We start from the raw sequence: 12,403 nt of genomic DNA, 5'->3' as shown, positions 1-12,403 counted from the left end.
ATAATAAAACAAACACAAACATGAGTTTAATTGACTTACTTACAGGCAACACAGGTAACGAAGTTGCACAGCAAGCTGAGAATAAATTTGGCATCAGTAAGAACCAAGTAATAGCTTTGCTAGCCGTAGCAGCACCATTGGTTATTTCTTATCTTAGAAATAAATCTCAAGATGCTAAAGAAGCTGAATCTTTAAATAATGCATTAGATAAAGACCATGATGGAAGTATTTTAAATGACTCTTCGCAATTAGAGGCAAGACAATCTGAAGGAGGATCTATTCTAAGTCATGTTTTCGGGGGAGACAAAGAAAATGTGGAGAATCAATTATCACAAAATACAGGAATTTCAATTGATAAGATTGGGCCTATTTTGGCCATGTTAGCTCCGGTTATCATGGGATATATTGGGAAAGAAAAACAACAAAGCAATGTTGGTGCAGGAGGTTTAGGAGATCTTCTGGGAGGAATTTTAGGAAATGCTTCTAACCAAGCTCAAACTCAAAGCTCTAGCCCATTGAATGACATTTTAGGAAGTGTTCTTGGAAATGGACAATCACAATCTTCAGGAAATCCTCTAAATGATATTTTAGGAAGCGTTCTTGGAGGTGGAAACACCCAACAGAAACAACAAGGAGGTGGCGGACTAGGAGATATCCTGGGAGGTCTTTTTGGAAAATAGTTTAATTTGATTATATCAAAAAATGCCGAAGAATTGATCTTCGGCATTTTTTATTTTCATTACTTCTTAGATTTTTCTTCTACAACTGCAAATGACTTTGAAGCTTTTCGAAGCCTTCTCTTTCCGTAGCTTCCGTTATTAATTTTTCCTCTTCTGGATTTCTTATCTCCTTTTCCCATAAATTAAAGTATTTTGTTGATTTATACGAATTTAGTCAATCAGATTGAGACCTCAAAGCATTAGCTTGTTAAAATTTTTATAATGTTAAGTATCGGTGGACGCTGGAAGTTATTATTCGAACGTAAATGGAAGCTTCTAACTTTCGCAACATTTTCTCAGACTTTAATTGTTTTCCACTTTCCTTTTTTAAATAAAATAAATGCAACCACTGTTATTAGCGTTTCTGCAGCCGGAATAGAAATAAAAACGCCTTTTGGTCCCATTTCCAGATATTCTGAAAGAAAATAAGCGAATGGAATCTGAAACATCCAAAACCCAAAGAAATTAACCCAAGTCGGCGTCCATGTATCTCCTGCTCCGTTAAAAGAATTAATCATGACCATTCCTATTCCATAAAAAACAAATCCAACGCTCATAATGTGCAACGCATTTTTTGCATAGTTTTTAATCTCAGCTTCTTGTGTAAAAAAGCCTACCAAGAAGTCTCCCAAAAAGAAAAAGATCAGACTCACAACAAGCATGAAAACAACATTATATTTTACCGTTTTCATTACAGATTGCTCTGCTCTCAATATTTCATTAGCTCCCATATTTTGTCCTACCAACGTAGAAGCAGCATTACTTAATCCCCAAGCCGGAAGGATAAAAAACATCATTAATCTAAGTGCTGTTTGATATCCTGCTGAAGCATTTTCTTCTCCTGTTGTCGCAACCAGTTTAGCAAGAAATATCCAACTACAAGATGCAATCACAAATTGAAAAATTCCGGGTGTTGCAATTTTTACAACAGATTTTATCAATTTAAGATCAGGTTTAAAATAGTGTAATTTGATTCTAATTTGAGTATCAGCAACCAAGAGATGATATAATTGGTAAACAACTCCAATACTTCTTCCTATTGTAGTAGCCAGAGCAGCGCCTGTTAATCCCATTGCAGGAATCGGTCCGAAACCCTTGATCAAAATAGGGCACAATATAATGTTAGCAATATTCGCTATCCATAAGCTTTTCATAGCGATTGCTGCATTTCCTGCTCCTCGGAAAATTCCATTAATTAAAAACAAAAGCATGATGATAACACTACTTCCCATCATGAGTCTTGTAAAATCTTTACCGTATGCTGCGGCTTCGGGTTTAGATCCCATGAGAATCAAAATTTCTTCGGCATAAATCACACCAAATACACTCAGAATAAGAGTCACCATAAAAGAAACAAATAAAACCTGTGCAGCGCTTCTCGAGGCTTGTTCAGGATTCTTCTCCCCAATTCTTCTCGCGACTAAAGCGGTTGCTGCCATACTCATCCCAATGGCGATAGAATACATGACAGAAAGAACAGATTCTGTTAAACCCACTGTTTGTATAGCATATCCACTTTCTTTAAGGTGTCCTACAAAATACAGATCTACCAATGCGAAAACAGATTCCATTGCCATTTCCAACATCATAGGAATTGCCAAAAGAAGCACTGCACTTCTGATACTGATTTTGGTATAATCTACATCTTCACCGTTAAATGCTCTTTTTAAGAAATTTAAATATTTTTTCATGATTCTCTTGAATGCTTTCAAAATTACACATTCAAAGCTTACTAAGAATTAATATTCCTCAGTCTATCAATAATAAAAAACAAAACGCACAGCAATGTATGATAAAACTAAATTCATAAGAATATTGATCGAATAGAATCTTCTTTCATTGACTGCAACTTTACAATAATAAATCAAAACTTCCTTTCACAAGTTTTTTTGTTTTTAAAACCTTCAAAAATCTTATCTTTGCAAACGAAAATTAAAGACTCAAAACTTTGAGCCTTAAACATTGAACTTTAAACAAATAATTATGTTTCGATCGCACACAAACGGAGAATTATCTCTGAAAAATCTTAATGAAGAAGTTACGCTTTCAGGATGGGTACAAACCATTCGTGATAAAGGATTTATGATTTGGATAGATCTTCGAGATCGTTACGGAATTACTCAGTTGGTTTTCGACCAAGACCGCTCTTCAGCGGAATTGATGGAAAATGCAAAAAAATTGGGACGTGAATTCGTAATTCAGGTTACAGGAAAAGTAATCGAAAGAGTAAGCAAAAACCCAAACATTCCAACAGGAGAAATTGAAATTTTAGTTGAAAAATTAGAAGTTCTTAATGAATCTCAACTTCCGCCTTTCACTATTGAAGATGAAACAGATGGTGGTGAAGAATTAAGAATGAAATACCGTTATCTGGATATCAGAAGAGCTCCGGTAAGAGATAAATTGATCTTCCGTCACAAAATGGCGCAGAAAGTACGAAATTATCTTTCAGACGAAGGATTTATCGAAGTTGAAACTCCAGTTTTAATCAAATCTACTCCGGAAGGAGCAAGAGACTTCGTTGTACCAAGCAGAATGAATCCGGGACAGTTTTACGCCTTACCACAATCTCCACAGACTTTCAAACAATTGTTGATGGTTGGTGGAATGGATAAATATTTCCAAATCGTGAAATGTTTCCGTGATGAGGATTTAAGAGCCGACAGACAGCCGGAATTTACACAAATCGACTGCGAAATGGCTTTCGTAGAGCAGGAAGATGTGATGAATGTTTTTGAAGGAATGACTAAGACTTTGATCAAAGATATTACAGGTCAGGAATTTGGAACTTTCCCAAGAATGACATTCGCCGATGCGATGCAGAAATATGGAAATGACAAACCGGACATTCGTTTCGGAATGGAGTTCGTAGAATTAAACGAATTAGTAAAAGGAAAGGATTTTAAAATATTTGATGACGCTGAATTGGTTGTCGGAATCAATGTTGAAGGTTGCGCAGACTACACAAGAAAGCAAATCGATGAATTAGTTGATTGGGTAAAACGTCCTCAAATTGGAGCTTCAGGAATGGTTTGGGCTAAATTCCAAAATGATGGGGTAAAAACTTCTTCTGTAAATAAATTTTACAATGAAGAAGATTTAGCGAAGATCATCGAAAAGTTTGGAGCGAAAGAAGGCGATTTAATGTTAATCCTTTCTGGAAACGAGCACAAAGTAAGAACGCAGCTTTCTGCATTGAGAATGGAACTTGGAAACCGTTTAGGATTAAGAAAAGGAGATGTATTTGCACCACTTTGGGTTGTTGACTTCCCGTTATTGGAATTTGATGAAGAAAGCGGGCGTTACCATGCCATGCACCACCCTTTCACCTCTCCAAAACCTGAAGATATTCATTTATTGGAAACAGATCCCGGAAAGGCAAGAGCCAACGCTTACGATATGGTATTGAATGGAAACGAAATCGGTGGAGGTTCTATCAGAATTTTTGACAAAGATCTTCAATCAAGAATGTTTGATCTTTTAGGATTCTCAAAAGAAGAAGCAGAAGCTCAGTTTGGATTCTTAATGAACGCCTTTAAATACGGAGCTCCGCCTCATGGTGGTTTAGCATTCGGATTTGACCGCTTGGTGGCGATTCTTGATGGAAATGAGGTAATCAGAGATTATATCGCATTCCCTAAAAATAACTCAGGACGAGATGTAATGATCGATGCGCCAGCTGCTATTGCAGAAGCACAGCTCGATGAATTGGAATTACAATTGAATTTAAAAGCATAAATTTAGAGCGGAGAAAAAATCTCCGCTTTTTTATTATGAAAGAAAAACATCAATGGAAAGCATGGGAAATACCAATTGCCATTCTTTGGCTTATAGGTTTATTTACACTTTTTCACGGAATTGGTTATTCAAAACACAGTGATACTCTGGATTTCAAAGGAGGCTATTTTGTAATAGGAATTCTGATTGTTGCTCCCATTTACCTATATATTCGTTCTACTATCGAAAGCGAAAAAGGCTTTCCACTGGAAAATTTTCATAAAGACATTGTGGTTCAAGATATAAAACGCCATAAAATCTTTAAAAATATAGATTTGAGTCATGCTGTGATAGAAAGTTATGTTTTTGGTGTCGGCAAAAATCAAAATGATTATGCTAACATTTTCTATAATAAAAATGATATTGAATTCGTAAAAACCAAAATTACAATTCAAAATTATGATAAATCTTTACCAATCCTCACAGCATTTACAAACATTGATAAGATTACTTTAAACGAAATTTTTCAAAAACATTCCACCACAAAAGTTTACTTTGATAAATATATTCCCAATAACTATTATATAGATTTGGAGTTTTTGATAGATTTAGGTATTATGGAAACTGCTCAAACAATATAATGTTTGATAAAAAATGACCAAACAAGAATTGATAAAAATCAGTACGAAAACATCATTTTAACTGCATAAAAAAGTGGAGAAGTTTTTCTCCACATTATATTTAAAGTCATTCATTTAAAATTAATTTACAGATAATTATTCTGCACTAGCCAAGCCGTAATCCTTTTGAGTGTAAGCAGATTAGGATCTATACTTGAAGAAAGCGAAGTTACTTTATCTTTCTGTGGAATTGGAACTACTCTTCGAACTTTATCACTAGCCGTAAACAATTCAAAATTCTGCGCATTATTTCCCCCTGCAAAACTTACTTTAGCCACCATAATACCACCGGGAATAAAAAATTCATAGGCATCTTGACTACCCATACTTCCTGTATAATTAAAGAAACCTATTGTTTCTCCCTGCTCAATAGATTTGTTTTCCCTCAACTCAATTGGCCAATTCCTGTTACGAGCTACCAACGTGTAATTGACAGCCGTTCTTGGAGACACTCCTTTTGAAGCAATCAGCTCTGTTACTTTATTCGCATTGAGTGTATTTCCATCAATAATTCCTCCTTTGCCAATTAAGTTTACAAAACCTTTCTCCATCCCTAATGTTGACAGTTTGAAAATTCCAACCTGATTTGTAGGTAAAAAAGTAAAGCGATAATACATACTCGTATTGTCATTTTTATCACCTTCAAATTCTGTACTCAAAACAGCAATTATTAATTTTTCGCCATCTATCGAATAAAGATTGAAATTTTTAGTAAGACCAAAGTTTTGTTTCTGGACTTCAACTTTTCCTATTTTATTACCATCCACTGCAATGATATTATTTTTGTAATCAACCTTCTGAGCAGATAGGAACATGTTTATTCCAAGTATCAATACAAAAGTAAAAACTGTTTTCATGAAGTTATATTTTATTTTGGCACAAATTACAAATAATAAATGTACCTGACGATCTCTTTATTTTCTATATTTTCACTTATTGTTGTTTTTAGCAAGAAATTGATCAATTCCATAATATTTTAGATATTAAAAAAATCCCTGCATTAATCAAACGCAGGAATAATGGTAATGAGTCTCAAAAGTAATAAGAATCATTTATTTATTGTAAACATGAATATCTCGCTGTGGAAAAGGGATTTCAATTCCGGCACGGTCTAGAGCTACTTTACATTCTATGGTTAATTCTTCATTCATTGCCCAAAAATTTTCATTGGATGCCGTAACTCTTATAGATAAATTGATTGTGCTATCCCTAAGTTCAGTTACTACAACTTGTGGCGTAGGATTTTTAAGAGCATGTTGATTATTGTTAATAACTTCTAATAATATTTCTTTTGCCTTTTTCAGGTCTGTATGATAAGAAACTCCAATATCAAACCATGTTCTTCGTGTTCCTAATTGTGTAAAATTAGTGATGCTCTTATTTGAAATCTCTCCATTAGGAATAATGATCAATTGATTTTGTGGAGTTATGATTCTTGTATGAAAAACATCTATTGCACTTACCGTCCCCGAAACTCCTGAACTAGACGAAATAAAATCGCCTATTTTAAATGGTTTTAACAATAAAATAATAATACCGCCTGCAAAATTGGTCAGTGAGCCTTGTAATGCCAAACCTATCGCTAAACCAGCTGCTCCTATTATTGCGACAAATACAGAAGTCTGTACGCCCAGTTGTGTTACCACAATAATAAAGAGCATGATATTGAGTCCCCACTTAATAATGTTTAAAAGAAATAGCTGTAAAGAAGCATCCATATTACGCTTTGTAAAAGCTTTTTCGAGTAATCTATTGACCATTCGTATAAGCCAAGATCCTATAAAATATATAAGAACTGCTGAAATCACCGCTGAAATAATCTTGGGTGCCCATGCAATAGCTGAATACATGAAGGTATCCCATTGCTGTTCAATGTTGTTCAATTTTAAATCGTTCATCTGTTTTTTTATTTTATTATTGATCTATTAAATAGTAATCAACTCCTAAAAATAATAAAAAAAACACCAAACCTGAACGTATGTAAACTATTATTAATCTGAAACATACATCAATCTAAAACACTGAAAACGATAAATAAACTGATTATGAAAAATCAATGAAAAGATATTGTTAAAAATAGAAATACAGCGAAAAATATTATGGTAATTTAGCCACGAGACTTTCTGGTAAAACTTTTAAAATATGATAAATAATTTTCCACTTAAAGTTAGGAACAATACTAAAAGAGCTTTTTGCATTCACAATAAATCTGGCTACGTAATCTGGCTCCATAATCAAAGATTCATTTAACTCTAATCCTTCATTTATTTTTGTCCTGATATAGCCAATCACTAAAACATTTACGGTTATTTTTCTAGATGCTAACTCCTGTCTTAATCCCGCTAAATACTGAGTAAATGCCGCTTTTGTACTTCCATAAACAAAATTACTTTTCCGGCCCCTCACCCCTGAAAGCGAAGACAGTCCGATAATTCTTTCTAAATTCCTATTATCTTCATCCATTGCTATAATATTCAGAATAGAAACGGCTCCCATATAATTGGTAATCATCATTTGTTGAGCGCCTTTAAAATCTCTCAGAGCCTTTTCGTTATCAACCAAAAAACCGGCTGCATACACCGCAATATTAGGTTTTATAGGAAGTTCATTATAAAATTTTTGATGTGAATCAAAATCGGCTGCATCAAAATATAAAACCGTAATTTTTGATGAGTCTATATTATTACTGGTAACAAAATCCTCAAGCGATTGTGTATTTCGGGAAGCTGCAATCACTGAAAATCCTTTTTCAAGATATTGAATGATACATTGCTTGGCTACATCGGAGTTTGCGCCCAGAATAAGAACGGTTTTGTTTGTGTTTTGATTCATTGGGTAAAGATATTTTTTAAACACAAATTTCACAAATTTTTTCACGAATAGCACAAATTATTAGTCCATAAACTAAACACCATGTTTGCCATCCTAGAAGGATCTAGCTATATATTATTTTTTAGGAGTTTAGATTCCTGCGGAATAACAAAATGAATAGATACTTATTATAAAAGAATCAGCGCGGTGAGCAAAGCTCACCGCGCCGAAACGTAATATTTTAAAAACTAAAAATTATTTATTTTCAGTAGTTTCGATTTCTTTTTTCTCAACTGGTTTATCAGTTGCTTTTACTGCTTTTTCTCCAAAACGAGTTTCTGTAAATTCTCTAGAAACTGCTGCTTTTTCGAATTTCAATTTCCCAGATAATGTTTCAATAACGAAACCGTCATCCTGAACCTGAGCAATTCTTCCATGAAGACCAGAAGTAAGAACTACTCTAGTTCCAACTTTTAGATTCTCCTGAAAAAGTTTTTCTTTTTTCTGCTTTGCTTGTTGTGGTCTTATCATTAAGAAATAAAACCCTACAAACATCACTCCCATCATGACCAACATCATTGGAGACGAACCTCCAGCTGGTGCTTGTAAAAATACTGTTAGTATATTCATTATATTATGGTTGAATATTAGCTGTAAATGTTAATTTAATTGGCGCTTTCTCTACGTTAGCAAAAACATCTGCATACTTACTTACGTTTCCGTCAAAGCTTGAAGAATCAAAATGCAACGTAATTTTTCCTTTTTTGCCAGGTAAGATAGGCTCTTTTGTAAAATCAGGAACTGTACATCCACATCCAGGCTTCACTTCAGAAATTACCAAAGGATTCTTTCCAGTGTTTGTAATTTCATATACGTGCTCTACTTTATCTCCTTTTTTAACTTTTCCAAAATCGAAGCTATTTTCAGATAAAGCAACTGTTGTTAATGGTTGGTTAGATGGAGCCGGAGTTGCTGTTACTGCTGGAGCAGCCGCTGCCTCCCCTACATGAGCTGCCGAAGAATCAGCTGGTGGCAAATTATTCGCAGCACTAGAATCTACTGCTACAGCATCTGATCCCTGAACTTCTTTATTTTCTTTTTTACAAGAAACTAAACCAAGGCCTATAATAGACAAAGCGATAATTGATAACGTCTTTTTCATGTTAAATTCTATTTTGATCTTTACAATATTTATCTAAAATTCCGTTAATGAAAATATTTGATCTGTCTGTAGCAAATACTTTAGCAATCTCTATATATTCATTAATAATTACTCTTGAAGGGGTAAAAGCAAAATTATCAAGCTCAGCAATTGCTGTTGTTAAAATAACTTTGTCCATTAAAGAAACTCTTTCCAAATCCCAGTTTTCTAATCTTTCGCTCAGCTTTTTCTCATTGCTTTCCCAGTTGTTCAGTGTGTCTCTCAACAATTTACCTGCGAAATCTCTGTCTTCATCATCTTTCACCATTTTAATCAATGTTCTACTGTCTTCATCTTCTTTTAGAAAACCAATCGTTTTTTGAACCATTGAATTGGCAATATGAATATCATCATACCAAGTTAATTCTTTATCTCCAAGATATTCATGAAAATCTTCATTTTCAGCAATATATCTTAAAAATAATTTTCCAATAAATTTTTGATCTTCCTCAAAAGAATACCCATCTTCTTTCATGAAATCCTGGTAACGCTTTCCTGCAGTAATTCTTTGGAAAGTTCTCACCAATAAATCATCATGAAGATCCCACTTCAATTGTTTATGCTGACCAGTAAAAAATAATCTCTCAGGATTTTCTTCAAGCTTAATTAATACCTGGTTGCTGATGAATTTTTGATTAGGATTGGTATTAGCATCGGTTTTGATGTACTTATTCTTACCGATTTCGATCTGATGTTCTGCTAGATCTTTCAACGCCACTAAAAAGTTGAGTTCATAGATATACAGATAATAGATTTTTTCTATTCCAGAGAACATGTTTTTCTCTAAAACATCAAATTTTATTGGATTTTGGTAGTAAGAATACACACTTTCTACTACTTTTTCACGGATTTGTCGTCGTCCTAACATTCAAAGAGCTTTTTATGGGTGCAAAGATACGAAATTTAAAATTTATGAAATTCGTAGTGTGATGGTATTTTTGTAATTTTGTAAAACTTTATGAAAGCTTTAAAAACTCTAAACCCTTATTTTTGGAAACATAAAATATTATTGTTTTGGGGGGTACTATTCATTATCGCCAGCAATTTCTTTAATATCTATAAGGTACAGTTTGTTGGTAAGTCTGTTGATATCCTTGCCAGCTTTGCCAAAGAAGGCCATGTTGGTTTCAGTAAACAGGTTTTAATTTACGTTGCCATTATTGTTGGATGCTCACTTCTAACAGGGTTTTTCACCTTTATGATGAGACAGACTATTATTGTAGCTTCAAGAAGAATTGAATACGAGCTTAAAAATAAAATCTACAAACATTATCAGGAATTATCACTTACCGACTACAAAAAAACAACCATCGGAGATTTAATGAACCGATTAAGTGAAGATGTAGTAGCCGTGAGAATGTACCTAGGACCTGGTGTAATGTATGTGGCCAACTTAATTGTCTTATTACTCATCACAAGTATTTACATGGTAAAAACAGATGCTTCAATGACTCTTTGGACATTGTTGCCACTTCCTATTTTATCATTTCTAATCTATAAAGTAAGTTCCATTATTAATAAAAAGTCGAAGATCATGCAGAAAAGTCAGTCTGCCATCTCCACTTTTGTTCAGGATAGCTTTTCGGGAATTCGTGTGGTAAAGTTTTTTGCAAAAGAAAAATACATCAAGAAAAATTACAGCGTAAAAGTAACCGACTATCAAGATAAAGCGTTGGATTTAGCTAAAACTGAAGCATACTTCTTTACTATTATTTTATTCGTAATCGGATTATTGAACGTAGCTATTATTTTAATTGGCGGACAAAAATATATTGACGGAGAATTAAGCATCGGTAAAATTGCCGATTTCTTCATGTATATCAACACCTTGATTTTTCCTTTTTCTATGGTTGGGTGGGTTACTTCCGTAAACCAAAGAGCAGAAGCATCTATGCAGAGAATTAATGAGTTCTTAGATAAAAAATCGGATATCGTTAATGAAAACTTCGACGTTTATCCTATTAAAGGAGATATTGAATTTAAAAATGTTTCTTACGTTTATCCAAATACCGGAATTAAAGCCTTAGATAATTTAAGTTTTAAAATAGATGCCGGACAATCTCTTGCTATAATGGGGAAGACAGGAAGTGGAAAATCTACCATTGCCTTACTTCTTTGCCGATTAATTGATCCTACAGAAGGTGAAATTTTAATTGATGGTAAAAACCTGAAAGAGCATAACCTCGACAACTACAGAAATTATATTGGCTATATTCCTCAGGAAAGTTATCTGTTTTCAGATTCTATTGAGACTAATATTGGGTTTGCAATAGACAACCCTTCCCACGAAAAAGTAGTTGAATATGCCAAGATCGCTGATGTAGATAAGAACATTACCGGCTTCAAAGATCAATATAAAACACTGGTTGGTGAGCGTGGTGTAATGCTTTCGGGAGGCCAGAAGCAGAGGATTTGTATTGCCAGAGCCTTAATTAAAGATCCAAACATCATTATTTTCGATGATTCTCTGTCTGCTTTGGATACTGAAACGGAACAGAATATATTGGAAAATATAGAAACAAAAATTCATAACGCAACGTCCATAATTATCACACACAGAGAGTCTAGCGCTCAGAGAGCAGATAAAATTATTAATCTTACCGAAATTACCAATTCTTTAACTGCTTAGCCATTTCGTTCGGAATTGTTAAATAAATCATAAAAAAAATTTTGTGATTAAAAGAAAACTTTTATATTTGTTCTTAACAAGATTAAAAAATATCTAACAATGAGTGAATACAAGGAACGCCATGAAAATGAAATTTTCACGAAGGTGTTAAAAGCAGGAAGAAGAACTTATTTCTTTGATGTGCGCGAGACGAAAGCAGGAGATTATTATCTTACGATTACCGAAAGCAAAAAGAACTTCGGAGAGAATGGAGAGGCTACATTCGAGAAACACAAAATTTATCTTTACAAAGAGGATTTTAAAAGTTTTCAGGAGATGTTTAATGAATCCACAGATTTCATCATTAACGAAAAAGGTGAGGATGTAATATCAGAAAAGCATGACAAGGACTTCAAAAGCAAATCTTACACAATAGATTCTGACGACGAGGTTTAAGCCAAAACAATATCTTAAAAACACAAGCATCTGAAAAAAGATGCTTTTTTTATGCTCAATATGGATCAGTCTCAAAAGTTGGGGAGAAAATAAAAAATGCTATTTTTGTATAATGCTAAATGATGCCGAACTGCTTAAATTATTTTTACCTGAACTGTTGATTGAATATTTTGAGATTGTAAAATTTGAAGAAGAAAACCAAATTCTACAT

General features: G+C 33.7%; 13 protein-coding genes. 5 read left to right on the top strand and 8 right to left on the bottom strand.

Annotation, left to right across the window (positions count from 1 at the left end; all coding sequences use genetic code 11):
* Positions 1 to 20: 20 nt before the first annotated feature.
* Positions 21 to 680 carry a DUF937 domain-containing protein gene (locus tag BUB80_RS17140; RefSeq protein ID WP_073295400.1) on the top strand — a complete coding sequence of 220 codons (660 nt, stop codon included), beginning with the start codon at positions 21 to 23 and terminating at the stop codon, positions 678 to 680.
* A 59-nt stretch (positions 681 to 739) separates the two neighbouring features.
* Here the strand turns inward: BUB80_RS17140 and BUB80_RS17135 are convergent, their stop codons facing one another.
* Both BUB80_RS17135 and BUB80_RS17130 read right to left on the bottom strand, forming a co-directional pair.
* Positions 740 to 859 carry a 30S ribosomal protein THX gene (locus BUB80_RS17135; protein ID WP_073295397.1) on the bottom strand — a complete coding sequence of 40 codons (120 nt, stop codon included), beginning with the start codon at positions 857 to 859 and terminating at the stop codon, positions 740 to 742.
* A 156-nt stretch (positions 860 to 1,015) separates the two neighbouring features.
* Positions 1,016 to 2,410: an MATE family efflux transporter gene (locus tag BUB80_RS17130; protein WP_073295394.1), complete on the bottom strand. Its 1,395-nt coding sequence runs from the start codon at positions 2,408 to 2,410 to the stop codon at positions 1,016 to 1,018.
* Positions 2,411 to 2,702: 292 nt separating this feature from the next.
* Between BUB80_RS17130 and aspS the strand changes: the two genes are divergently transcribed.
* Both aspS and BUB80_RS17120 read left to right on the top strand, forming a co-directional pair.
* Positions 2,703 to 4,457 carry an aspartate--tRNA ligase gene (aspS, locus tag BUB80_RS17125; RefSeq protein WP_073295391.1) on the top strand — a complete coding sequence of 585 codons (1,755 nt, stop codon included), beginning with the start codon at positions 2,703 to 2,705 and terminating at the stop codon, positions 4,455 to 4,457.
* Positions 4,458 to 4,492: 35 nt separating this feature from the next.
* Positions 4,493 to 5,077 (top strand): hypothetical protein, encoded by a 585-nt coding sequence (locus tag BUB80_RS17120; protein WP_073295388.1) that lies wholly within the window; start codon positions 4,493 to 4,495, stop codon positions 5,075 to 5,077.
* 125 nt (positions 5,078 to 5,202) lie between these two features.
* On the opposite strand, the gene BUB80_RS17115 is transcribed toward BUB80_RS17120, so the two are convergent.
* From BUB80_RS17115 to BUB80_RS17090, 6 genes are all read right to left on the bottom strand, one after another.
* Positions 5,203 to 5,973 carry a hypothetical protein gene (locus BUB80_RS17115; protein ID WP_139262758.1) on the bottom strand — a complete coding sequence of 257 codons (771 nt, stop codon included), beginning with the start codon at positions 5,971 to 5,973 and terminating at the stop codon, positions 5,203 to 5,205.
* Positions 5,974 to 6,168: 195 nt separating this feature from the next.
* The gene (locus tag BUB80_RS17110; protein WP_073295383.1) at positions 6,169 to 7,014 is read right to left on the bottom strand and encodes a mechanosensitive ion channel family protein; all 846 of its coding nucleotides are present in this window, start codon (positions 7,012 to 7,014) and stop codon (positions 6,169 to 6,171) included.
* A 199-nt stretch (positions 7,015 to 7,213) separates the two neighbouring features.
* Positions 7,214 to 7,948, bottom strand: a complete 735-nt coding sequence (locus BUB80_RS17105; RefSeq protein WP_073295380.1) for an SDR family NAD(P)-dependent oxidoreductase — start codon at positions 7,946 to 7,948, stop codon at positions 7,214 to 7,216.
* Between the two features lie 234 nt (positions 7,949 to 8,182).
* Entirely contained in the window at positions 8,183 to 8,557 is a 375-nt protein-coding gene (gene yajC, locus BUB80_RS17100) for a preprotein translocase subunit YajC (RefSeq protein ID WP_073295378.1), read from the bottom strand.
* Positions 8,558 to 8,561: 4 nt separating this feature from the next.
* Positions 8,562 to 9,089 carry a DUF1573 domain-containing protein gene (locus BUB80_RS17095; protein WP_073295375.1) on the bottom strand — a complete coding sequence of 176 codons (528 nt, stop codon included), beginning with the start codon at positions 9,087 to 9,089 and terminating at the stop codon, positions 8,562 to 8,564.
* Between the two features lies 1 nt (position 9,090).
* The gene (locus BUB80_RS17090; RefSeq protein ID WP_073295372.1) at positions 9,091 to 9,996 is read right to left on the bottom strand and encodes a transcription antitermination protein NusB; all 906 of its coding nucleotides are present in this window, start codon (positions 9,994 to 9,996) and stop codon (positions 9,091 to 9,093) included.
* Positions 9,997 to 10,086: 90 nt separating this feature from the next.
* Between BUB80_RS17090 and BUB80_RS17085 the strand changes: the two genes are divergently transcribed.
* Together BUB80_RS17085 and BUB80_RS17080 are read left to right on the top strand one after the other, a co-directional pair.
* A complete protein-coding gene (locus BUB80_RS17085; protein WP_054511517.1) occupies positions 10,087 to 11,757 on the top strand; it encodes an ABC transporter ATP-binding protein in 1,671 nt (556 codons plus the stop codon).
* 99 nt (positions 11,758 to 11,856) lie between these two features.
* Positions 11,857 to 12,192 (top strand): DUF3276 family protein, encoded by a 336-nt coding sequence (locus BUB80_RS17080; RefSeq protein ID WP_034679055.1) that lies wholly within the window; start codon positions 11,857 to 11,859, stop codon positions 12,190 to 12,192.
* Positions 12,193 to 12,403 lie beyond the last annotated feature (211 nt).

Origin of the sequence: Chryseobacterium polytrichastri (assembly GCF_900142445.1) — a bacterium.
In the GTDB taxonomy this organism is placed as follows: Bacteria; Bacteroidota; Bacteroidia; order Flavobacteriales; family Weeksellaceae; genus Chryseobacterium; species Chryseobacterium polytrichastri.
This window is presented reverse-complemented; position numbering and strand designations above follow the sequence as displayed.

Coding starts and splice junctions, on each gene's coding strand:
- BUB80_RS17080 (WP_034679055.1), top strand. CDS start 11,857: ATGAGTGAATACAAGGAACGCCATGAAAATGAAATTTTCACGAAGGTG.
- yajC (WP_073295378.1), bottom strand. CDS start 8,557: ATGAATATACTAACAGTATTTTTACAAGCACCAGCTGGAGGTTCGTCT.
- BUB80_RS17095 (WP_073295375.1), bottom strand. CDS start 9,089: ATGAAAAAGACGTTATCAATTATCGCTTTGTCTATTATAGGCCTTGGT.
- BUB80_RS17115 (WP_139262758.1), bottom strand. CDS start 5,973: ATGAAAACAGTTTTTACTTTTGTATTGATACTTGGAATAAACATGTTC.
- BUB80_RS17090 (WP_073295372.1), bottom strand. CDS start 9,996: ATGTTAGGACGACGACAAATCCGTGAAAAAGTAGTAGAAAGTGTGTAT.
- BUB80_RS17105 (WP_073295380.1), bottom strand. CDS start 7,948: ATGAATCAAAACACAAACAAAACCGTTCTTATTCTGGGCGCAAACTCC.
- BUB80_RS17130 (WP_073295394.1), bottom strand. CDS start 2,410: ATGAAAAAATATTTAAATTTCTTAAAAAGAGCATTTAACGGTGAAGAT.
- BUB80_RS17085 (WP_054511517.1), top strand. CDS start 10,087: ATGAAAGCTTTAAAAACTCTAAACCCTTATTTTTGGAAACATAAAATA.
- BUB80_RS17110 (WP_073295383.1), bottom strand. CDS start 7,014: ATGAACGATTTAAAATTGAACAACATTGAACAGCAATGGGATACCTTC.
- BUB80_RS17140 (WP_073295400.1), top strand. CDS start 21: ATGAGTTTAATTGACTTACTTACAGGCAACACAGGTAACGAAGTTGCA.
- aspS (WP_073295391.1), top strand. CDS start 2,703: ATGTTTCGATCGCACACAAACGGAGAATTATCTCTGAAAAATCTTAAT.
- BUB80_RS17135 (WP_073295397.1), bottom strand. CDS start 859: ATGGGAAAAGGAGATAAGAAATCCAGAAGAGGAAAAATTAATAACGGA.
- BUB80_RS17120 (WP_073295388.1), top strand. CDS start 4,493: ATGAAAGAAAAACATCAATGGAAAGCATGGGAAATACCAATTGCCATT.